This window comes from Pseudomonas sp. Q12-87 (genome assembly GCF_001269755.1).
GTDB classification, from domain to species: Bacteria; Pseudomonadota; Gammaproteobacteria; order Pseudomonadales; family Pseudomonadaceae; genus Aquipseudomonas; species Aquipseudomonas fluorescens_S.
In genome coordinates, this window is the sequence record NZ_LHVI01000022.1 from 1 (window position 1) to 23,734 (window position 23,734).

At 63.1% G+C, this 23,734-nt stretch carries 10 protein-coding genes; 7 read left to right on the top strand and 3 right to left on the bottom strand.

Annotated features, from left to right (window positions below; translation table 11 throughout):
* Positions 1–398: 398 nt before the first annotated feature.
* Both AD663_RS15515 and AD663_RS15520 read right to left on the bottom strand, forming a co-directional pair.
* The gene (locus AD663_RS15515; RefSeq protein ID WP_053214083.1) at positions 399–1,610 is read right to left on the bottom strand and encodes a cytochrome c biogenesis protein DipZ; all 1,212 of its coding nucleotides are present in this window, start codon (positions 1,608–1,610) and stop codon (positions 399–401) included.
* A 95-nt stretch (positions 1,611–1,705) separates the two neighbouring features.
* Complete coding sequence (locus tag AD663_RS15520) at positions 1,706–1,969, bottom strand: DUF2790 domain-containing protein (protein ID WP_003182450.1); 264 nt, start codon at positions 1,967–1,969, stop codon at positions 1,706–1,708.
* A gap of 231 nt (positions 1,970–2,200) precedes the next feature.
* Here AD663_RS15520 and AD663_RS15525 point away from each other — a divergent pair, with 231 nt between their 5' ends.
* From AD663_RS15525 to AD663_RS15555, 7 genes are all read left to right on the top strand, one after another.
* Positions 2,201–2,941 carry a response regulator gene (locus tag AD663_RS15525; protein ID WP_003182453.1) on the top strand — a complete coding sequence of 247 codons (741 nt, stop codon included), beginning with the start codon at positions 2,201–2,203 and terminating at the stop codon, positions 2,939–2,941.
* Complete coding sequence (locus AD663_RS15530) at positions 2,938–4,260, top strand: ATP-binding protein (RefSeq protein ID WP_003182455.1); 1,323 nt, start codon at positions 2,938–2,940, stop codon at positions 4,258–4,260. The genes AD663_RS15525 and AD663_RS15530 overlap by 4 nt, the downstream gene beginning before the upstream one ends.
* A 260-nt stretch (positions 4,261–4,520) precedes the next feature.
* Positions 4,521–5,159: a ferric reductase-like transmembrane domain-containing protein gene (locus AD663_RS15535; RefSeq protein WP_053214084.1), complete on the top strand. Its 639-nt coding sequence runs from the start codon at positions 4,521–4,523 to the stop codon at positions 5,157–5,159.
* Between the two features lie 15 nt (positions 5,160–5,174).
* On the top strand, positions 5,175–5,684 hold the full coding sequence (locus tag AD663_RS15540) for a DoxX family protein (protein ID WP_003182459.1): 510 nt from the start codon (positions 5,175–5,177) through the stop codon (positions 5,682–5,684).
* Between the two features lie 104 nt (positions 5,685–5,788).
* Complete coding sequence (locus tag AD663_RS15545; protein WP_053214085.1) at positions 5,789–7,588, top strand: thiamine pyrophosphate-requiring protein; 1,800 nt, start codon at positions 5,789–5,791, stop codon at positions 7,586–7,588.
* A gap of 11 nt (positions 7,589–7,599) precedes the next feature.
* Positions 7,600–8,280: a DUF2238 domain-containing protein gene (locus AD663_RS15550; RefSeq protein ID WP_053214086.1), complete on the top strand. Its 681-nt coding sequence runs from the start codon at positions 7,600–7,602 to the stop codon at positions 8,278–8,280.
* A 111-nt stretch (positions 8,281–8,391) separates the two neighbouring features.
* A complete protein-coding gene (locus AD663_RS15555; protein WP_053214087.1) occupies positions 8,392–10,965 on the top strand; it encodes an EAL domain-containing protein in 2,574 nt (857 codons plus the stop codon).
* 114 nt (positions 10,966–11,079) lie between these two features.
* On the opposite strand, the gene AD663_RS15560 is transcribed toward AD663_RS15555, so the two are convergent.
* Positions 11,080–23,703: a filamentous hemagglutinin family protein gene (locus tag AD663_RS15560; protein ID WP_053214088.1), complete on the bottom strand. Its 12,624-nt coding sequence runs from the start codon at positions 23,701–23,703 to the stop codon at positions 11,080–11,082.
* Positions 23,704–23,734 lie beyond the last annotated feature (31 nt).

The following is a 23,734-nucleotide window of genomic DNA, read 5'->3' on the forward strand; positions in this document are numbered from 1 at the left end:
GCTCCCTCGCCACATGAACCGGGTTGCAGCCCTCTTGTGGTGAGGGGATTTATCCCCGCTGGGCTGCGCAGCAGCCCCAAAAAGGATGGACACGGTCAGCCTGTTACCCAGAGGTGTCTGGTTCTGGGGTTGCTTCGCAACCCAGCGGGGATAAATCCCCTCACCACAGGGTGGTGTTTGGTCATAAATACTTTGTTGGCCTGATACACCTAACCCTCCAGCCAACCACAAACCCGTGGCGAGGGAGCTTGCTCCCGCTGGGCTGCGTAGCAGCCCCCAAAAAGGCTGAACACGGTCAGCCTGTTACACCGAGGTGTCTGGTTCTAGGGTTGCTTCGCAACCCAGCGGGAGCAAGCTCCCTCGCCACATGGTCCGGGTGGTGGTTCTGTTACCACGGGTCATTGCCCTGCCTTGGCTTCTTGCAACAACTGCTGGATGACCTGTTCCTGCTCACCGTAGCGCCCTTCGCCGAAGTGGCTGTAGCGCACCTGCCCCTTGGCGTCGATGAAGTAATGGGCCGGCCAGTACTGGTTGTTGAAGGATCGCCAGATCGCGTATTGGTTGTCGATCGCTACCGGGTATCGGATATCCAGCTTGCGCACCTGCTCGCGGACGTTGTCGATGATCTTTTCGTAGCCGTACTCCGGGGTATGGACGCCGATGACCACCAGCCCGTCCTTTTCATACTTTTTCGCCCAATCGTTCACGTAGGGCAATGTGTGCTGGCAGTTGATGCAGTCGTAGGTCCAGAAATCCACCAGCACCACCTTGCCCCGCAATGACTCGCTACTCAGTGCTGGCGAGTTGAGCCATTGCACCGCGCCGTCCAGCGAGGGCATGGCGCCTTGGGCCTCAAGCGTTGGCATCGACGCGGCGCCCGCCTTGCTCACCACGTAATCGATCGCCATGGGCACTTTTTCCAGCAGGCTCTGTTCCAGGCTCGCCGAGCCCTGGGAAGACGTACTGGCCAGCAGGCGATCATCGACCCCCGTGCCAATCGCCACGGCAGCCAGCAGCACCACGGCACCGGTACCACGGCGCAACCAGGTGGTCACCGGCAAGGAGAGTCTGAGGCGCCCGACCAACCCGCGCCCGGCGAGGATCAGCGTTCCCAGCGACAAGGCGCTGCCCAGCCCATAAGCAAGCAACAACACGCTGGTTTCAGCGCTGGCCCCCTGCAGCATGGCCCCGGTCAGGATCACCCCCAGTATCGGCCCGGCACACGGTGCCCAGAGCAATCCGGTGGCGACCCCGATCAACACCGACGCCACAGGCCCAGCCATCCGCCCTGCCCCCGCGTCAATGCGATTGCCCAGGCTGACCAGCGGCCGCGCCAGCCAGATGCCGACCCGGCTGAAGATCAGCGACAGGGCGAACAGCACCATCACCCCCAGGGCGACTTGCCGGCCGACGCTGCTGGCACGCAACACCCACTCGCTGCTGACCACCGCCAGGCTCGACACCAGGGCAAACGTCAGCACCATGCCGCCGAGGGTCAGCAGCACCGAACGGCGAGAACGATCGGCCCGGGCGAACAAAAACGGCACCACGGGGAGAATACAGGGGCTGAGGATCGTCAGGATCCCGCCGAGAAAAGCGATCAGAAGCATGGCATCACCTCAACAGTGAGTAGTGAATCAAGAAAATCAGGCCTGCACCTGTGGCGAGAGAGCCTGCTCCCTCGCCACAGGACGGTGACCGCACCTCAGTTGTCGTTATTGCAGTTGTCGGCAAACTTGCGATAGTCCAGCGCCTGCTTATGCCCCGCCGAGTCCAGGTAGGTCATGTGGGCGTTGACCACGCCGCAGGCCGGGTTGGCGTCTTCGGACGTGGAGAGCACTCTCTGGATGTCCAGGTGGGTGCCGTAGTGGTAAGTCTGGGGCTGGACGTTGCTCTCGGCACGGGCCGACAGGGTGCAGATGTTCAGCGCGGCGAAAAGGCAGGCGGCGTAGATGGCTTTGGTGTTCATGGCATGGACCTCGATTCGTTCAATGGGAGTTTTCTGCCGAGGCCTGTTGTGTTGCCTCGATGGAAGCCATTGAATGCCGCTGAGGTATCGCGCCTGTATCGAGCCGGGTGGCTTTTTGCATCGCTGTGTATCCGCCGCGCGCCAGATACACTGCAATACAAACCGTCGCGAGCCGGGTTGGCCGGCGTCTGTAGACTGATCACAACAAAACGCCAAAGGGGTCTGGACACCATGGAACATGTCGATCACGTGTTGATAGTGGATGACGATCGCGAGATCAGGGAGCTGGTAGGCAACTACCTGAAAAAGAACGGCCTGCGCACCACCGTCGTGGCCGATGGCCGACAGATGCGCGCGTTCCTGGAAACCACCCCGGTGGACCTGATCGTTCTGGACATCATGATGCCCGGCGATGACGGCTTGGTGCTGTGCCGCGAGCTGCGCGCCGGCAAGCACAAGGCCACGCCGGTACTGATGCTCACGGCCCGCAACGACGAAACCGACCGCATCATCGGCCTGGAAATGGGCGCCGACGACTACCTGGTCAAGCCGTTCGCCGCCCGCGAACTGCTGGCTCGCATCAACGCCGTACTGCGCCGCACACGCATGCTGCCACCCAATCTGGTGGTCACCGAGAGCGGTCGTCTGTTGGCGTTCGGGCGCTGGCGCCTGGACACCACGGCGCGCCACTTGCTGGACACCGACGGCACCATGGTTGCCTTGAGCGGCGCCGAATACCGTCTGCTGCGGGTGTTCCTCGACCATCCGCAACGGGTGCTCAACCGCGACCAACTGCTCAACCTGACCCAGGGCCGGGACGCCGACCTGTTCGATCGCTCTATCGACCTGCTGGTCAGCCGCCTGCGCCAGCGCTTGCTCGACGATGCGCGGGAACCGGCGTACATCAAGACCGTGCGCAGCGAAGGCTACGTCTTTTCATTGCCAGTGGAGATCCTCGAGGCGTCGGTATGAACTTGGCGCTACGTTGGCCGCGGACCCTGGCGTCGAGGCTGTCGCTGATCTTCTTGATCGGCCTGATCCTGGCCCAGGCGCTCTCTTTCGGCGCCCAGTATTACGAGCGCTACGAGAGCGCCAAAACGACCATGCTCGGCAATCTGGAAACCGATGTCTCCACCTCGGTCGCCATCCTCGACCGCCTGCCCGCCGCTGAACGTCCGGCCTGGCTGCCAAGACTGGCCCGACGCAATTACGGTTATCTGCTTGACGAAGGCCAACCCGGCCAACCGATGGATCTTGCCGGCGCGCCCATTTCGGTAAGTTCTATCCAGGAAGCCATCGGCCAGGCCTACGACCTGAACTTCACCCATATTCCCGGCCCGCAGATGCACTACCAGGCCCACCTGCGCCTGGCTGACGGCAGCCCGCTGACCATCGACGTGCGGCCGGCGATGGTGCCCCTTTCGCCGTGGTTGCCGATGGCGTTGCTCGGGCAGTTGGCGCTGTTGATCGGTTGCACCTGGCTGGCCGTGCGCATCGCCGTCCGGCCCCTGACCCGACTTGCCGAGGCGGTGGAAACCCTCGATCCGAACGCCCATGGCGTGTGCCTGGACGAAAAGGGTCCGACCGAAGTCGTGCATGCCGCGAAAGCATTCAACACGCTGCAAGCGCGCATCGCGGCCTACCTCAAGGAGCGCATGCAGTTGCTGGCGGCGATTTCCCATGACCTGCAGACACCCATCACGCGGATGAAGCTGCGCGCCGAGTTCATGGACGATGGCATTGAAAAGGACAAGCTGTGGAGCGACCTGAGCGAAATGGAGCACCTGGTGCGTGAAGGCGTCGCCTATGCCCGCAGCATCCATGGCGCCACCGAAGCCAGTTGCCGCATCAGCCTGGATGCGTTTCTCGACAGCCTGGTGTTCGATTACCAGGACACGGGCAAGGACGTGGAGCTGTCAGGGAAAAATGCCGCCGTGATCGATACCCGTCCCCACGCCTTGCGGCGGGTGCTGGTCAACCTGGTGGACAACGCGTTGAAGTTCGGCGGCGCGGCGCAGATAGAAGTACACGTCGTTGATCATGGGCAACTGGCGATCCGGGTACTGGATCGTGGCCCTGGCATCAACGAACAGGAACTGGCCGAAGTACTCAAGCCGTTCTACCGGGTGGAAAGCTCGCGTAACCGAGAAACCGGTGGCACGGGGCTGGGATTGGCCATCGCCCAACAGTTGGCGATCGCCATGGGCGGTTCACTGACCTTGAGCAACCGCGACGGCGGCGGCCTGTGTGCGGAGTTACGTCTGAGCCCCGACGCCTCGCTCGCCAGTTAAACAAACCCCTGTGGGAGCGGGCTTGCTCGCGAAAGCGGTGTGCCAGCCGGCATTCGGTCAACTGACCTGACGCCCTCGCGAGCAAGCCCGCTCCCACAGGTGAATGTCAGGTTTTGTATTCCAGTGTGTCTGCCACGGCCAGGCATACACAAACTTGCACATTGGGCCATTGCCGACACACCCCGCTTACACCCGCTTGAAAGACTCCCTGTGTCCCCGGTCGCTGCCATGGCCGGGCCCCGACACCCAGGAGCTTCATCATGTCTACCGCCCCCCCAACCTCTGCCGTTCGCTTCCAAGGCTGGTCGCTGTTCGTCCTGCTCGCCGCCCTCGTGCTGCTGATGACCGCGCTGACCCTGGCATTCAACCCGGACCTCACCGAAGGCGTACGCAGTGCCATCCGCGCCACGGCTCGCTCATCCTTTGCCTTGTTCCTGCTGGCTTTCACTGCCTCGGCCTTCGCCGTGTTGGTGCCCTCGCCCTTGAGCCGGGCGCTGGTGCGCGAACGGCGCTTCATCGGGCTGGCCTTTGCCTTTTCCCACTTGGTACACGCCGTGCTGATCTACAGCTACGGTCAGCTCAACACCGAGTTCTGGCCCGGCCGAACCACGGTAGGCAACATCCCGGGCACCGTGGGCTACGTCTTCATCCTGCTGCTGGCCCTGACTTCCTTTAAAAGCACCACGCGCCTGATCGGTTTCAAGGCCTGGAAGCGCCTGCACGTCACCGGCATGTGGGTATTGGCGGCGATTTTTGCCTATTCCAACTTCAAGCGCATCCCGATGAGCGCCTGGTACGTGCTGCCGTTCGGGCTGATCTGCGCCGCCACCGCCATTCGCCTGGTCGGCAAGCTGGCCCAGGCCAGCAAACGCCGCCAACCCTTGCCACGCACCGTTTGATTCCGGAGATCCGTCATGTATTCAAGAACCTTGCAAGCCCTGCACACCCCTTTGGATCGAGCCGGAGCATGGCTTGCGCCGCTGAGCCTGCGCCTGTTCCTGGCCTGGGAGTTTTTCGAGTCCGGCCTGGAAAAATGGAACGGCACGAACTGGTTCGCCGACATCCAGTCCGCTTTCCCCTTCCCCTTCAACCACGTGCCGGCCAACTGGAACTGGGAGCTGTCGATGTGGGCGGAGCTGCTTTGCGCCGTCGCCCTGTTGATTGGCCTGGGCACCCGGTTCTCGGCGCTGGTGCTGATCATCGTCACCGTGGTTGCGACCGCTGCCGTGCATTGGCCGGCGGACTGGTCAAGCTTGGCCGAGCTGGCCCAGGGTTACGCGATCACCAATAAAGGCCATGGCAATTTCAAGTTGCCGCTGATTTACCTGGTGGCGCTGTTACCGCTGGTGCTGCAGGGCGCCGGGAAATTGAGTATCGATGCGCTGCTGGACAAAATATTGCAACGTCGCCACCGAGTCGCCTGAAAAAATCGAAACCTTGGGCGGCATGCAGGGGTCCAGTCTCGTATACACGCCAACCGCTGCAGGCCGCCCCGCGCCGCCGCAGCTCAGGAGACGAGGGGACAGACATGAGCATGACCGTCGGTGATTTTCTGGTGGAGCGCCTTTATGAATGGGGGGTTCGCCGCATCTATGGCTATCCGGGCGACGGCATCAACGGGGTCTTTGGCGCCTTGAACCGGGCCAATGGAAAAATCCGCTTCATCCAGGCCCGCCACGAGGAAATGGCCGCGTTCATGGCCTGTGCCCACGCCAAGTTCACCGGCGAACTGGGGGTTTGCATCGCCACCTCGGGACCCGGGGCGTCCCACTTGGTGACCGGTCTCTACGACGCCCGGATGGATCACATGCCGGTGCTCGCCATCAGCGGCCAGCAGGCCCGCGCCGCTTTGGGCGGGCATTACCAGCAGGAACTGGACCTGGTCAGCCTGTTCAAGGACGTGGCCGGGGCGTTTGTCCAGCAAGCCAGCGCGCCTTCCCAAGTGCGCCACTTGCTCGACCGCGCCGTGCGCACGGCGGTGGGCGAGCGCCGGGTTACGGCGCTGATCCTGCCTAACGATCTGCAAGACATGGAATACACCGCACCGCCTCACAAACACGGCACCGTTCATTCCGGCGTCGGCTATCGCAAGCCCAGCGTGGTGCCATACGAGGAGGATCTGCGCAAAGCCGCCGAGGTCCTCAATGCCGGCAAGAAGGTCGCTATCCTGGTCGGCGCCGGTGCGCTGCACGCCACGGATGAAGTCATCGCCATCGCCGACAAACTCGGTGCCGGCGTGGCCAAGGCCCTGCTCGGCAAGGCCGCCGTGCCAGATGACCTGCCGTGGGTCACCGGCTCCATCGGCCTGCTGGGTACCGAACCCAGCGACAACCTGATGGCCGGCTGCGACACCCTGTTGATGATCGGCTCGGGCTTTCCCTATGCCGAGTTCCTGCCGCCCGAGGGTCAGGCCCGGGGTGTGCAGATCGACATCCAGCCAGACATGCTCAGCCTGCGCTACCCCATGGAAGTCAGCCTGCACGGCGACAGCGCCGACACCCTGCGCGCCCTGTTGCCGTTGATCGAAACGAAGACCGATCACACCTGGCGCAAGAAAATCGAACACTGGCGGGAAAGCTGGGACAAGACCCTGGAAAAACGCGCCCTGCTCTCAGCCAAGCCGATCAATCCGCAACGGGTCGCGTTCGAGCTTTCGCCCCGGCTGCCGGAGCGCGCCATCATCACCTGCGATTCCGGCTCCTGCGCCAATTGGTACGCCAGGGACATCAAGATCCGTCGCGGCATGATGTGCTCGCTGTCTGGTGGCCTAGCCTCGATGGGCGCCGCCGTGCCCTATGCAATCGCCGCGAAATTCTGTCATCCGGACCGGCCGGTGGTGGCCCTGGTGGGCGACGGCGCCATGCAAATGAACAACATGGCCGAGTTGATCACGGTCGCCAAATACTGGCGCACCTGGGCCAACGGCACTTGGGTCTGCGCGGTATTCAACAATCGGGATCTGAACCAGGTGACCTGGGAACAACGCGTAATGGAGGGCGACCCGAAATTCGAGGCCTCCCAGGACATTCCCGACGTGCCCTACCACCTATTCGCCCAGTCCATCGGTTTGAAGGGCATCCTCGTGCTCGACGGAGACGACGTGGCCGCCGCCTGGGATGAAGCCCTGGCGGCGGATCGCCCGGTCTTGATCGAATTCCGTACCGACCCGGACGTCGCACCGTTGCCGCCGCATATCAAATTGGAACAGGCGAAGAAATTTGCCACAGCCCTGCTCCAAGGAGACCCGAACGAGGGCGGTATCGTCGTGGAAACCGCCAAACAGGTGCTCGGCGCCTTGTTGCCGGGCCATCGCAAGGACAAAGAGTGAGGCGTGACTGAATGCACACGGGTGAGCTGACTCGTCGGTATGAACGGGCCCTGCTACTGGCCTTCTGCATATTATGGGGTTGGCTGGCGATCGCGCCGGTCAAGCGTAGCGACTGGCTGGCGGAAAACCTGCTGGTCATTGCCTTGTTGGTCGTCCTGGTGAGCGTCCACCGCCGATTCAGCTTTTCCCGGCTATCGGCCACGCTGGTATTCGTGTTCCTTTGCATTCACGAAGTGGGCGCCCACTACACCTACGCCAAGGTGCCTTACAACGCGTGGTGGCAGGCCTTGACGGGGGCCCAATCCCTGGACCAACTGATGGGGTTCCAGCGCAACCAGTTCGATCGGCTGGTACACCTCAGCTATGGCCTGCTGTTGGCCTATCCAGTGCGCGAGGCCTTGCTGCGGGTCGCGCCCGTAACCGGGTTCAGCAGCTATTTCATGGCTTGGTGCCTGATTCTGGCGTCGTCGGCCGTTTACGAAATCGTCGAATGGTTGGGCGGCGCCTATATAGGCGGCGATACCGCCAAGGCCTTTGTCGGCGCGCAACAAGACCCTTGGGACTCACAAAAGGATATGGCCTTGGCGGCGCTTGCCGCGTTCATGGCCTTGCTGGCTGCCGCCGCAGTCAGCTACTTGCGCCAACGGGACTTCGCCCGTGAATGGGCACTGCGCTTCAAGGCGCCTACATAACGACGATAACGCAACCGTGCATCATTTTTGATCATGACTAAGTAAATCTGCCCATCAGCCGATACAAGACAGGTGCGGGTGAAATCGCTTTTTGGCTGACGATTTATTTTTATGATTGAAGATACTGGCAATGACTCAACCGTTCTTACCCCGGGTTCGTCTACCCGAAGCTTCACCCGTCGTACCCTGCCGGCCATCATGTTCCTGCTGTTCGCCATGTCCGCACTGGCAATCGCCGTACTGCTGAACATTACCCAGGCGCAGGATCAGCGCGCCCGTGAACAGAGCCTGTTTTTTGCCCAGCGGGCCATTGACGGCATCCGGACCGGTATCGGCCGGGATTTGAACGATTACTCCAAATGGAGCGACGCCTACCGGCACCTGCACGTAAAGGTGGACAAGACGTGGGCCTATGATGAGGAAAACGTCGGCAGTAGCGTTTATTCGCTTTATGGCTATCAGGCCGTGTTCGTCATTTCCCCGGCAGGCAAGACCGTCTATTCCGTCATTGACGGCCAGATGAGTGATGCCGATGCCGGCACATGGTTGGCCGGCGACCTGAAGGCGTTGAGGAAAAAGGCCAGCGCCCCGGACAAGCGCGATGAGGTGATTGTCGAGCTGCTGCATCACGGCGATGCGCCAGCATTCGTTGCTGCCTCCGCCATCTCCACCGGCACGGACAACAGCGTGCGCGAAATACCCGGCCCCCCCAGCCTGATGCTTTTCGTCAAAGTCCTCGACCCTGGATCCCTGCAAAACCTGGCAAGGGACTTTGTCCTGCCCGAGGCCCATATCGCCAGAACGCCAGGCCCGGATGAGACCGCCCAATGGGTCCTTGATCCGTTAAGCCAGGAAGCCCTGGCATGGCGCCCCTTGACCCCTGGCCAGGACCTGCGCAAGGTTCTGCTGCCGTTGCTGGTCGTGGCACTGCTGATCCTGGGAATCCTGGCGCTGTTGGTGTTGCGCCATGCCCTGGCCATGCTGCGCGAGCAGGAACGCCAGTATGCCAGCGTCCTCGCCCACCGAAAGGCGCTGGAGCGCAGTGAGGAACGTTTCCGGGACATCGCCGAGGTGTCTTCTGACTGGTTGTGGGAAGTCGACTCGAACGGCGCACTGACTTATCTGTCGGAACGTTTTGAACAGGTGACCGGGTTCGCCCCCCGGGAGTGGCTGGGCAAGCCCCTGCACCGGCTGTTGCACCCCCACGGCGGATCGATTTCGATCGCCCAATGGCTGCTCGGCGGTGCCAACAGCGGCGCCTCGGTACCGCTGTTGTGCGAGTACACCGCGCGCAACCAACGTGTGCGCACCTGCAAACTTTCCGTGCGGGCCATTGATGCCGGCACCCTGGGCTTTCGTGGCACCGCCACCGACATCACCGACGAGCTGCGGGCACTGGCCCAGATCAAGCACCTTTCCCTCCACGACCCGCTGACCGGGCTGGCTAACCGCAATCGTTTGTTCGATTGCCTCAGCGAACACCTGGACCCGGCCAATGGTGCGCCCTTGGCGCTGTTGAACCTGGACATGGACCGGTTCAAGCCAGTCAATGACTCCCTGGGGCACGCCGTGGGCGATAAGGTGCTGAAGGAAGTGGCCCATATTCTTCAACAAAACGTGCGCGGCACCGACCTGGTGGCCCGCCTGGGCGGTGATGAGTTTGTCATTGTCATGCCCAACCCCGGCAGTGCGCAGGACCTTGATCAACTCTGTGCACGCCTGATCGACTGTATGCAACGGCCCATGCACCTGGACGGTAATACTTTGTACCTGGGGATGAGCATCGGCGTTGCCTGGTCGCAGCCGGGCGAGACACGGGCAGACGAGCTGTTGCGCCACGCCGACATCGCCTTGTACGCGGCCAAGGCGGCAGGCCGTAATACCTGGCGCGTGTACGTGGAGGCCATGGGAGACCTGGCCCGCGACCGTCGGCGATATGAGCAGCAACTGCGCGATGCCATGCAAGGCGACCAACTCGAGCTGCGCTACTTGCCGCGCTTCGACATGAATGCCGAGCAATTGCACGGCTTTGAAGCCCAGACCTTCTGGCATCATCCGGAGAAAGGGGAACTGGGCGGCTCTGACTTTATCCCGGTCGCCGAAGCGTCGGGCCAGTTGGAAGAGCTGGGGGCCTGGATGCTGATCAACGTCTGCGAAGAAGCGGCGACTTGGCCGCCAGCCGTCAGCGTCTCCGTCGCCGTGTCACCCAAATGGTTCAACAGCAGCTTTCTGCTCAACCAGGTGCAAACGGCCCTCCAGGCGAGCGACCTGGCGCCTCATCGCCTGACACTGGAAGTCGCCGAAGGCGTCCTGCTGTCCGACCACCAGACCGTCGCCACGACGCTCCATGCGCTCAAGGACCTTGGCGTGCGAATCAACATCGACAAGTTCGGCACCAGCATCGCGTCCCTGCGGGAAGTATTGAACCAGCCGTTCGATGGCATTCGCTTCGATCGCAACATCCTCTCGCAACTGGGCCTGGAGCATGACCACGAAGGCGTCCTGGCGATGATCCGCCTGAGCCGCAGCGTAGGGCTGATGGTCACCGCCGAAGGCATCGAGAATGCCCGCCAATTCAGCCAACTGCGCAGCGTCGCGTGCGACCATGTACAAGGCCCCTACTTCGGCTCCGCACTGCCCCGCTCGGAAATGGCGTCGTTCTTCACGACACCGCGCTGGCTATAGACTCGACACCTTGTGGCTTGCTCGCGAAGGCGTCGGCACAGCCAGCACCATTGCCAACCAAGTCAACCGAGTCAACCGAGTCAACCGTGCAAGCAAGCCCTTTCACTGCAAACGCTACAAACTCAACCGCCCCCGCTCTTCCTCGGTCAATCGCTGCCGTGTCTGTTCATCCAAGGGGCCGGCACCGAGGACCTGGACCGGGCTGGCCGGGTCGTAGGTCCGGGGGGCTTCGCGGCTGGCACCGTCGCGGGACGGGGCCAGTTGCTCGGAGCCGAAGCTCACCACTTGTACGGTAAATACCGACGCCTGGTTCTGCCGCGCCGCGTTCTGCTGCTGGCGCGCCACATCTTCGGCCGCCTGGGTGGCCGAGGTCGCTGCCGAGCTGGCGGAGGTGATCGCACCGGTGTTCACCGAGGCTGCCAGCGGCACGCCGGAGGACTTGCCCTGGGTCTGGATGTTCGCCGCGTTCACCACCGTCAACGCCGCGATGTTGACGTTGCCCGACACCCGGATCCCCGCCTCGCCCGCATCGATGGTGCCCAACGGCGCGATCAGGTCGATATCCCCCGGCGCCACTTCGGCAATCGGGTTGAGGGTGGCGATACCGGCACCGGTACTCGGCACCGACGGCGACAGCGTCACGTTGCCCCAGGTGTCGTACAAGCGCTTGGGCGGCGTATACACCACGGTGGTCTTCGAGCCGCGGCCGGCGTTGATATCGCCCTGGGCCGACCAACCGAGGATCGAGCCGCCAAAAGTGGTCATGATTCGGCTCTGCCCCAGCAGGATGCTGTTCTGCGCATACAACTGGATATCGCCCTCACCCTGAGTGATGACCCCGGCGGTGGATGGCGGCGCATTGCCCTCAATGCCGAATGTTTGCCCGCCGCCCGGGGTAAGCATCTGGATACTGCCGCCGAAATCGGTGTGCACCCCCGCCCCGCCGAACATCGTGATGTCGCCCTTGTAGGTGATCGGATTGCCCGCCACGTCCTTGGTCGGGAACAACAAGTCGATAGCCTCCCGGCCCCGCAAGTAGCTGCCCTGGCGCACGCCACCCACTTCGTTGTACTCACGACCACCGGCCTTGAGCTCGGCGAAGTACACATCCCGGGCAAACACCCGCTGCTGCTCGGCCGGCAGTGCCGCGAAGTAGCTGCGGGCCTGCTCGCTGTCGCCGCTGAAGCCGAAGCGTTTCTCCAGCCAATCCACCAATTCGGTTTCATAGGTCTTGGCGACCTTGCCGTCCTGGTTCGCCAGCGGCACACCGGCCAGGGCCTGGTTCGCCGGGTCCAGGTAGGCCTTGACGAAGCGCTCGTAATCCGCGCCGTTGAGGCCCGCGCCAGCTTGCAGCACCAGGCTCGCGCCAGGGCGCGAATCTCCCGGCACCACGGCGCCGAGGCTGGTGATGCTGACCTTGTCGTCCATCAGGATATTGCGCCCGGCGGTGATTTCCAGCAGGCCGGGACCGGCGACATTGAAGTTGCTGTAGAGGATATCGCGCCCGGCTGACACGATGGAGATGTCGGTGGGGTTGTTGTGGATGAAGAGGTTGCCGGCGCTGGTGTACTGCCCCGTGACAGACTCACCACCCTGGCCGCCACTCAGCGGTGTTCCGCTGCTGACGATGTCCCGCCCGGCCATCATCCACACCGACCCGGTTCCTTCGTAATAAGTCTGGCCGAATCGGCTGTCATTCGTGGTGGTGAACGTCATCGTCCGCCCGCTATTGACGGCCAGCAAGTCGCCCTTGAGCGCATAGAAACGGGCAGGATCGGTGTTGCTCGCCCATTCGTCGGACGCGCTGCTGCTATCAAAAGCAAACAACGGCAATGTATTTGCGCCTATAGAGACACGATTGGCATCGGCGGAGAGATTACTGACCACCACAGCGTTATCGACAAGCCCCATGAAGGCCGGCCGAAATGGTGTGGCCACGGCCGTGGACGAGGCACCAGAGCGACTGACCGTCAGGTCACCGCCATAGATGGAGTCACCAGCGAGGAACTGCAACTCGCTGTTGATGCCGGGGGCAAGCAGCAAGGCTGAGCGATAGCCGTTACTGGAGTTACCGGAGCCTGCGACCTTGGCCTGACCGTAGTAAAGACTGCCACTGGCCGCAACGGCCCGCAGAATCGATGGGTAGACTACCGCCAAGTCCGTCTCGCCCCCAGACATCAGCGGCGTCAGATTGCCCCCCGATGACCAGAGATCAATCGCAGTATTAGCCGTCCACAACGAAAACCAGCTCACGCCCGAGCCGTTAGTCGCACCATTTTTGAAGGGCGACACGCTCATCATCGGCACCCGGCCCGGGTCGGCAACGTCCATCACGACCAAGTCGCCCAACGTACGCAGATCGAAGGTAGCATCACCAGGCATGAGGGTCAGTCCACCGGTTGCAGATCCTCGTGTGGACTTGAAGGAGTCGTAGGCCCGTGTTTCTCCAGGGGATTGCACAGGGGCACTGTTGCCGTAGAGCAGGTCGATACGACCAATGGCACCACCATCGATTTGGGCGTGTCCTCGCAAATTGATGACCGCGCCGTTGAGATGCCCCATGGTGAACGAGCTCTCGGGATTCAAAACACCACCCACACGCAGGTTGAGATCGCCACCGCCGGTCAATTGCAGGCTGCCATCAGAGCCCACACGTCCGGTGCTGCCCACCGCCAACAGCAGCCCCTGGCTACGAGGGTTGATGTTTGAGTTGAAGTCGTTACCGGCGAGCCGGTTCAACACCCCCGCGTCACCCTTCACCTGTACATCCAGATCACCGCCACCCAAAGTCCCGAACCCGGTGAAAGCGGCCATTTGATCAGCGCCACCTGACACCGTCGACGCGGTATGACTACCGAAGTTGATCCACCAGGCGGTCGGCTGGCTGCTAGCTGAATCACCATTGCCCTGGCGCCAGAGCCAATTGCCTACATTGGCCGAATCCTGGCCCATGTCGGTAGGGTTTGGTCGCCCGCTAGAGTTGACAGGCGCGGTCAGGTTGCCACTGAGGTCACCGCCGACCTTAAGCAACAGGTTACCGCCCGCGTCCGGATACCAGGCGCGATAGAGACTTTCAGTGCCGCCATCGACTAGCTTTTCGTTACTGCCATCCTCGTCGGTGAGCACCTTGCCGTTGGCGCCCAGGGCCTTGGGCTGGTTGTAGGGATCGCCTGGGAACGTCGGTGCCGACGAGGTTCCGGCGGTGTAGATGCCGAACAACGAATCCATGCGCAGGCTGCCACCGCTGAGCAGTTCCAGGTCGCCGGTGCCGGTGCGGATGACGCTCGGACGGACACTGCCGGCAACCGCTTCATACTCCACGTCTGCGGGGGCACAGACACTCGGCGCCGCGTCGCAGAGTGACTGAACCGAATCAAACTGGAAAAACTGCGCAGCGGCCTGGCTGATCAGCTCGCCGGCCTTGACCTCAAAACCGGAACCTGCCAATTCCTCCTCCGCTGCCTTGGTCCATCTGTAAGAAGCTTGAAGCGCGCAAATACCAGCGAAATCCGCACAGAACGCGTCAACCGAGTCGTAGCCAAAATTGCTCACGATTGTCAGGTCGACGGTTTGTCCGAGCGCTACCGTGAACCCCGCGCCCGCCAGCTCATCGACCCCTAGTTGAGTCCACTGATAGGTGCCCTTGGCCGGCACGGATTTGCCAAACATGCCGTAGTGGCTATCGGCAAGACGCAAGTCGCCTTGTACCGGATCGGGCTGGACGATCCGGCTGTCCGCCGCCGTCGTATCGGCCCCGGCCACCAGCCGCAGCGACCAGGATTGCGAACCCTCGGCGAGCATCGGGGCGATAGCCCACATGCGGCCATCGCTGCCGGCGATTTCCGGACGTAGCTGGATCGACTCGACGCCATTGGGCAACTTCACATCGGTGCCGGACGGGATCAGCGAACCGCGGTTCAACGCCAGGCTGCCATCCAGCTTGAGGATATTGCTCTGGGCATTGCTCGCATTCGCCACATTGGGCAGCGCCACGCCCTTGGGCCAGGTGAAACCGAGCAGTGCGGCGGCACCGCTCAGCACGCTGCCGGCGCCCAACTGCGAGCCGGCTTCGAGGGTCTGGGCCCGGCTCAGCAAAGTGCCCGCGGCAAACAGCAGGTTGCCGGATGCATCGTGCACCGCTGCCGCCAATACCGTGCCGGCCGGCAGCTCCAAGGGTTGCTCAAGGACTGCGGCCACCGGCAGTCGAGTACCCGCCGCCAGGGTCACGCCTTTGATCGGCAAGTCGTAGTTCAGCGTGGTTCCCGCCGGGAACGCCGTACCGTCGGCCAGCGTCACGCCGGCACCGGGGACGACGATGTCGCCACCGGTGAAATCGATGCCGGGCAGCAGCATCCAGCCTTTGTCATCTTGGGTGGCGGGCGGCGGAGCGAATCCGTCGTTGATGCTGCCGTAGATGCTCAGGTCGCCACCGGCGCGCAGGGTCAGCGCACCGGCCTCGCCGGAGCCGTACACAGCAGTTTGCCGGGTGCGCGGGTTGACACTGGCGTAGCGATAGCCGGACAGGTCCAGGTCACCCTGCACCACCAGGTCGCCGTCGGCCGTGGCGCTGACAATCTCAACGCCGGGCCGCAGGTGGAACGCATCGGCGTAACGGGCGTTGTCCAGGCCGGCGAGTCTACGTTGCATCAAATCGCTGTTGGCCAGCGCCGCGTTGATGAAGGCGAGGCTATCCTGGTGCTTGCCATCCAGGTAGGCCTGGTCGATGACCTGATAAGGACGGCCACTGGCCGCCGGATCGCTGCCAAAGGCTGCATCGTTGTACTGCCACATACCATTGACGGCGATGGACCGCGCGCCCTGGATATCCAGGTTCCCGCTGGCGTCGATGGCGATGTCACCGTCGGTGGCATCTGGCCCGGCACGCCGGGCATTGAGTTCCAGGGTGCCGCGAGCGCGGCCATCATGCTGCCCCGCAGGCGCCGCGGTGCCATGGCGCAGATCGATGCGTGCGCCGTCAGCCAAGGTCAGCACACCGCCCCGGGAGGTCAGGTCGACCATCGCGCGGTTCGGTGAGTCGATGATCTTGCCGTAGCTGTCTACACGCAGGCGATTGCCGTGGGCATCGAGCACCGCGCTGCTGCCCAGGGTCAGGGACCGCCCGGCGGCGAGCCGGATGCTGCCGACCCGTTCGCCGCTGGCGTCTACCTTGCCATTGACCAACAGGTTTCCATTGTCGACCGATACGCTGATGGTCGAGGCCTTGAGTTCGTTGCCGATCACCAGGTCGCCCTGTTTGAGCTGGAAGCCACGGGAACCGAACACCTGCCCGTCGTTCAATCGTTGGTTCAAGGCCGCGAACTGCTCGCTGAGGCTGCCGTTGCCGCCCAGGCGCTGGGCCTGGACTTCCACACCGCCGGCCAGGTACGGCATGGCGGTGCCGCCGGCGTCATATTCGCCCGTGCTGCTGCCGAGAATCCGACCCTGCAAATCAACGATCCCGGCGGCCTCGTCCAGGGCCACGGCACTGAGCCGACCAGCCTGGTTGTTACGGGCCGAGAGGTCGATGCTTGAACCATCCGCCTGGCGGATGTTGCCGTTGCGGCTTTGCAGGATCACCTCACCACCGGCGCTGTAACGCGTCACATCGTTGAAGGTGACTGCGCGCCCAGCCAGGTCGATCTGCGCCGCATCCGTCAGGGTCAGGTCATCCGTCGCGCTGAGGGTGAGCTTGCCGCTGGGCAGCACCACTGCGCTGGCGAGATTGAGGCTCGCGCCCTTGAGGGACAGCTCGCCCCCTAGCCCGGAGACAGCGCCAGGCTTAGCGGTTGTGCCCGTTACATTGACCACGCCGCCTGCAGTAATGCGGTTGACCGATCCGGCTTCACCCGTGAGCAACGGCGTGAGGATATTCAGGTTGCCGCCGCTGTAGACGTAGCCTGTTTTTGCGTCATAGGCGCCCTGGCTTTGATACACCGCCAGGCTGCCCTTGTGATTGGCGGTCAGGCGTTCGCTGGCGCTGAGGTTGACGTTGGCGAATCCCAGGGCTAGGCGGTCCAGGGTGGTGACCGAGCTGGGCTGGGCGAAGTCACCGTAGCCGAATTCGATGCGCTGGGCCTGGATGTCCAGGCGACCGGCACCGGTACCGGCCCCACCGGCAATCACCGAACCCGGCGCGCCGACAGCGCCGTTCCAGATCAGGTTGGTGGTGCGAATGGTCGCCACATCATTGGCGCTACCGGCACCATAGATGGCAGGGGTGCTGAGCATCAGATTATTCAGGCGCGACTTGCCTGTTGTCGGGTCATAGGTGTCGAGACTGACAGTGCCGTAGAAGTTCAGCGCCTGGCTGGCCGACAGTTCGAGGGTTTCCAGGGCCGGAGCACCGTATTCGGTGTCGCCGCGCAACAGGCGATCGAGCACGGTCTGGCTCAGGGTCAGGCCGGCGGGCAAGACCTGCCGCGTCGCCGCATTGCTCAGGGCCTGGGCGGTGCCGACGTTGATGTTGCTCAGGGCCAGGGTCAGATGGCGGGTGCCGTAGCGCACCTGGTCGTCCAACTTCAGGGTGCTGCCGGAGGCAGCAACGATGCTGCCTTCGGAATGAATGCGGGTCACGCCGCTGCACGGCGTCAGGCTGCATCCGCCGATGTTGACCGTGCCGCTGGTGCCTGACACAGGGGCCAATACATTGAGCAAGCCATTGGAGGCAGCCAGCAAGCTGTAGTTTTGGAACGTCACATTGAGGTTATAGATAAAACCATCACGGGCATCGTAAGCGGCCTTGCCCCGTCCGATGGTGTTAATGGCGGCGCCTTGTTCCACCAACAGTTCGCCGCCGTCGGCCAGCAGGAATACCTCGGGCGCCGACAGGGTCGCACCTTCACGTAGCGCGACGCTACGGGACACGCGCTGCGGCGTGATGTAGTTACCACCTTGACCATAGAGCACTGAAAACTGGCCGCCGATCACTTGGCGTGAGGCATTCAATGCATTGAGGCTTTCGGCGTTGAGGGTCACGCCGTCGAAGCCGGCCGTGGCCCCCCGTCCTTCGGCGACCACTTCGAGCGCGGTGCCATTGCTGGCAACCACCGCGACAGTGCCGCCGTATCCTCCGGTCTGAGGCGCGAACTTGCCGATCCCCTTGAAGGAGAAGGCCTGATCTGCGGCGCCCTTGGCCAGGTTCAAATTCAACGTCTTGGCATCTACCGGCAACAGAGCCCTGGGAACACCCAAGCGCGCGGCGTCAGCCACGGCGAACTGGGCGTAGCTGGTTTCGTTGTATTGCGAGTAGCGACGCAGCACATCGCCCGAGGTCAGGATGACTTGGCTGGACAAACTGTTGCGCTGCCCGGTATTGGCCACCGATAGCACGCCACCGGTGGTCCAGGAGCCGTTGCGCATCTGTTGCGCGCCCGTTGTCACGCCTTGCCCCGCCAAGCCATTGACCTCGACTCGAAACGCCCCCGGCAGCAAAGCATAGGTGGACGGCATCAGGGTGTAGGTACCGGCAGCCAGCCCAGGCACACCGGCACCTATGGTGATTTGCTGACCGACCCTAGGGTCCACCGCACCGCCCTCAGGGGAGACCGGCGCATACTGGCTCTGGTTGCCCGGCACGATGGCATAGACCGGGTTGCTGGACAGTCCCGGCAAGGTGAAACCGCCATTGGCGCCGATTTGTACCAGCGGGTTGAAGCGAGCATCGGTGGAACCGCCACGGCCAGAGATAAAACCGGCGCCAAGCAGTTCACCGCCACCAGAGAGATCGAGCACCGAGCCTTCCTGGGCCGCCACCGACTTACCGCCGAGAATCACGCCGATATTCAGGTCACCATTTCCGGAAGCCGCTCCTTGCCCTAGCAACACAACCTTCTTTCCAGCGTACTGATAACTCTGGCCATCGACAGTGCCACCATAAGGCAGCACCAACCCCAGGCCGCTGACCGAGGTCAGGCTGCCCGGCAACAAGTCTACTCGAGCCGAGACACCCGCCAAGCTGTCGTTTGTACCGATTTCAAGCAACCCCAAAGGTGCACGGACAACACCACCTTGTTCGATTTTCGCGCTACCAAGCTGCAAGCGACCGAATACCGAATAAGGCACTTGAGGTACTACCTGGGTGGTGCGTCCAATGACCAGGCTGCGCGCCGGATCATAGAGAATCATGCCGCTACCGGGTTCAGTGCCCCAGCCATATCCTGCCAATATCCGTGCGCCGACCCCAGTCGCGGGATATAACTGCGCCGCTTGCAAGATCATGTCCGAAGGGGTCAGCAATTGGGTAGTGAAGCCTTCAGGCATACCGCCGCCAGAGAACCCGGCCAGAAATCGTAAATCACCCCGACTGCTTAGCTGGACCCGGTCGAAACCGGCGCGTTCCAGCTCGACGATCGTGCCGTCGGCCTGCCTCAGCATGCCTTTGCCGCTAAATATCACACTGCCCTGTACATCCAGCAGGTCTGCGTTAACGGAAAACACTGCCTTGTTTGCCAACAGCGACACACCGCCGCCCTCGACCGCTGGCCGAGTATACCCTTCCATATTCGGCAGAGCCGCCGCCGGCCCGGACAGCAGCACATGGGAGGCATTGAGTTGGACCCGGGTATTGGCTGGCGCGTTTGCACTCGGCCCAAAGCTGCGGGCATACAGACTCAGGCTTTGGCCGAGAGACAGTGACACGTCGCCATCGACGCTCAACAGGCCGTTGCTCAACAAGGCAAGGCTGTCGAAGCCGCCCGACTGGACCTGGTCCACGCCCAACCGCCCGTGACCGTAGACAAGTGAATCCGCCGAAGTCTCGGCCGTGTCGCCCAGCAGGGTCGCCTGGGCGTTTTGCCCCAGCACCAGCTCACGCACCTGCAAGACCCGGTCACTGACAGCATCGTTGCGGTAATACGGCGTTTCCAAGGCTACTGACAAACTGCCGCCTGCCGCCCCTGTGCCACCCGAACGAGCGCTGAACGCGCCGTCCAGGTACAAACCATTGGCCGACGCCAGGGAAATACTGCCGCCATTGCTCGCCACCGACGTACGTCCCTGGCCGGGAATATCCAGCACGGCCTGGCTGCCATCCGCTTGCAGACGCGCCCCCTCGCGCATCACGACAAACAGTTCGGATGCGGAAGCCGATCCTTTCGCGGTATCGATCTGACCGCCGATGACAATCTGGCCGCCATCGCGCACCAGGCCATAGGTCTGCCCGCGCATGTCCCGGGCGGTCACCGCCCGACTGGAGACATCGATCAACGCCTGTTCGCCCAGCCAGATCGAACGACCGTGGCCCTGAGCGTTGACCGCTTCACCCTGCGCACCGATGACGCTCAACGCGGTGAGGCTGACCCGCCCACCCCACGCATTAAGGGTGCCGTTGGCGGTCAGTTGACCGATGCTGCGCACATCGATGCCCTGCCCCGGATCGACGCTGATCACGCTGCCCTTGCCCAGGTTCAACACCGTGCTGACCATGTCGGCGGCACTGGAGTTCGCAGTACCGGCAGTGAGGCTCAGGCTCGCACCACGACGCTGGGTCATGATGCCTTTGATCGCGTCTTCCTGGTACAACTCCGGCGTCCAGCGCTGCAAAGCATCCGCCGGTTCTGCGCCACCGCCGGTGCTCAACGCCTGCTCGCTAAAACGGTACACCGGCATCGTCACATCGACCTGGGTCCCGTCGGCCACGCTCAGGCCTTCGTTACCGGTGATGTCATAGGCCGAGAAGCCTTTGTCAAAAAAGTCTCCGCCCAGTTGCAGGGTGCCCGGTTCAAGCGGCGAGCCGCTGTCGCCGATCAGCACTTTATTGGCCGCCAGCGTCAAGGTCCCGCCGCCATTCACGCCGGTGCCGCGCAGTTCACCGTCAAGGTTCAAGGCGCCGTTATCGGACGATGCGCCGGTACTGGAGGTCAGGGTCAGGTCACCGCCCTTGCCGCCGCGGATCTTGCCATCGGCCATGACCGCAGCACCGGAACTGACGTCAATCCGGCTGCCCTGACGCACGTCAATGTCGCCACTGCTGCGCACGGACACCGTGCCGCCATTGAGAAACGGCAGGCCTTGGCGGTCGTTGTCGTCAAGCAGCAAATTGCTCCACCGTCCGGCGGCGTTCAGCTTGACGCCTTCTCCCAATGTGACCACTGCCCGCTGTCCCGTGGCGGGTGAAAGCGTGACGTCTCCAATCTGGAAGTTATCGGTCCTGACCTGTTTGAGGATGTTACCCAATACAATGCGACCACTGCGGGCCGTCAGGTCGGCGCTCACCTCGACCCGCGGAGCATAAAGCGTGATGTCGCCGCCGTCGGCTACCTTGAGTGCTCCGTCGACCTTGATGCCTTCAGCAGCCGCTACCTTGACCGCGCCGAGCTGGAAGCCATTGAGCAGTTCGTTATCCAGCACCAGCTTGCCTTGCCGATCGGTGTCGACCACCGAGGTCAGGTCCAGGCCCGCGGCAATCTTGTCGGCCACCTTGCCGACGGTGACCTGATCGAAGGTGGGGTTCAGGCCACTGTTGATCATGCCGCTGGTCTTGTCGTAGATCGGCGTGTAGCTGCCCACCCACAACTGCGCCCGTCGGGCCACGGCGTTTTGCGATTGCTGGTAGCCGTCGAGGTTGAGATTGGGTGCCTGGGTCTGGCGTTCGCCCTGGTAGACCTCACCGACAATCTGGCCTTCCAGCACCGCGTTGCGGGTCGATACCACCAGCTTGCCGGCGTCACGGCCGACGGTGTAGCCCGCCTCAAAACGCTCGCGAGGGGCGATCAACGGGTTGTAGTAGTAATCGGTCTGGCCCCAGCGTTGGCTGTGGTCTTCGTAGCCCTTGTAGATGCCGGTATAGAGAATGTCCCCCGGCGCCTTGGACAATTCATACAAACGCCCATTGGGGCCTTTGAGCCAGGTCTGACGCAGGTAGCCGCTCTGCACATCCAGGGTTCCGCCAGACAGGTTCAGTTGCGCTGCCTGCTGGGTCACCACGTCGTTGCCAGTGAACGTCAGGGTGCCGCCTTGAGCAGCCCATTCACCGGCGCTGTGCCCTCGGGTCCCCAAGGAACCGCCGACTTCCAACAGCCCACCCGCCGTGTACCAACGGTCGGTGGCGTAGCCATTGGTGCCTGCCGGCACGTAGATCAAGTCACGCACATCCACCCAGACATCGTTGTTGGTCAGCTTGCCGCCGTCGCGGTTGACCGGCGCATCACGCTGCTCATTGCCCTGCACGTTGACCTTGATGGAGTTGGACTCCATCGCCACCTTGACGCCAATGGCGCCGGACACGTCGATCACCGCGCCATCGCGCACCAGGCTGCGCCCGGCGGCGCTGACCGCGACCTGGCCGCCGGTGGCCAGGGTGATGGAGCCGTTCTGGAAGTCGACGCTACCGCCACTGACGATCTCGACCCGCGACTGATCGGTGCGGTCGACCACGCTGCTGAGGTTGTTGAACTGGCCGGTGATCAGGTTGTTCGGCGTGCCATCCAGGCCGGCCGGTCCGGCATTGCGCTGACTGTCCAGGGCACTGCCGCCGGCGGCGTCGAGCAACACCGCCGTGGCGCTGCCCAGCCCCAGGGTCACGCTGCCAGTGCTGTCGCTGAAGGCGTTGAGCAGGTGCACGGTGCCGCGGGTGTCCACTGAACTGGTGGCGACGGCCACGCCGTTCTGCTCGACCCGGTGTCCGGTGAAGGTGATGTCGCCGGTGCTGGCCTGGATCAGGCCGCTGTTGATCACCGTGCCGGCGCTGCTGCCCGGTTTGAGGGATGTCGCGACCTCGTTGCCACGGGTGGTGGAACGCAGGTTGCCGCTGGTGCCCTGGCCGCGCCGGATGTAGAAGCTGTCGCCTGCCGCCAGGGTGGTCTGGCCCTTGGCGGTGATGATGGAGCCGGCGTTCTCCACTTCGCTACCCAGCAGCAAGGCATAGCCGCCCCCCGCCGTGGAGGTGGCGGCACGATGGGTTTCGATCAGTGCGCCCTGCTGCACTTCGACCTTGCCCGCCGCGTCGGTGAAGGTCGGCTGGGTGCCAGTGGCATCGACGTACAAGCCGCGCTTGCTGAATTGCTCATCGCTGATGTTGGCCGCCACCGCCGCCAGGTTGCGCACGTTGACCTGGCTGCTGCCGCTGAAAATGATGCCATTGCGGTTCACCAGCATCACCGTGCCGTTGCCCTTGATCTGGCCCTGGATCTGGCTCGGTCGCGCCTGCGGATCGTTGACCCGGTTGAGCACGGCCCAGTCCGACTGCTGCTGGAAATCCACGGTGGTGTTGCGCCCGACGTTGAAGGTTTCCCAGTTGAGAATCGCCTTGTCGGCGGTCTGCTCGATCTTCACCGTGGTCTTGCCGCCGGCCTGGGTCTGCTGCGGTCCCTTGGCGTTGAGCCAGCCCTGGGTCAGGCTGTTATCGACCTTGAGCCCACCGTCGCCCAAACCATCGGGCACGACCTGCACCTGCCCCAACGCCGCTTGCCGCCCGGCGGCCTGGGCAGCCTGCTGGGCGGCGATGGCGGCCACGGTGTTGTTGAGGTTGGTCAGCGAACGTTGCAGCTGCGCATTGGCCCTTTGCTGCTGCGCCAGGGGTGGCGGCATGCCTGGTTGCGCGGTCGTGGGTCGCCCTGCGCCACCGGTCTGGGACGCGCCCTTGGCGGCAAACCAGGCCGAACTGAACGCCGTCGCTGCATGGGCATTGCCGGCCACCATCAGCAACGCAATGGCCTGGGCCAGCGGTTTGAGCCGCAACATCGACAACTCGCCATCGCGACGTGGGGCATTCAGGTTCGTCTGGGGTTTGCAGCGCAGCATCCTACTCATCCTTTCGGGTTCGCTTCTTAAG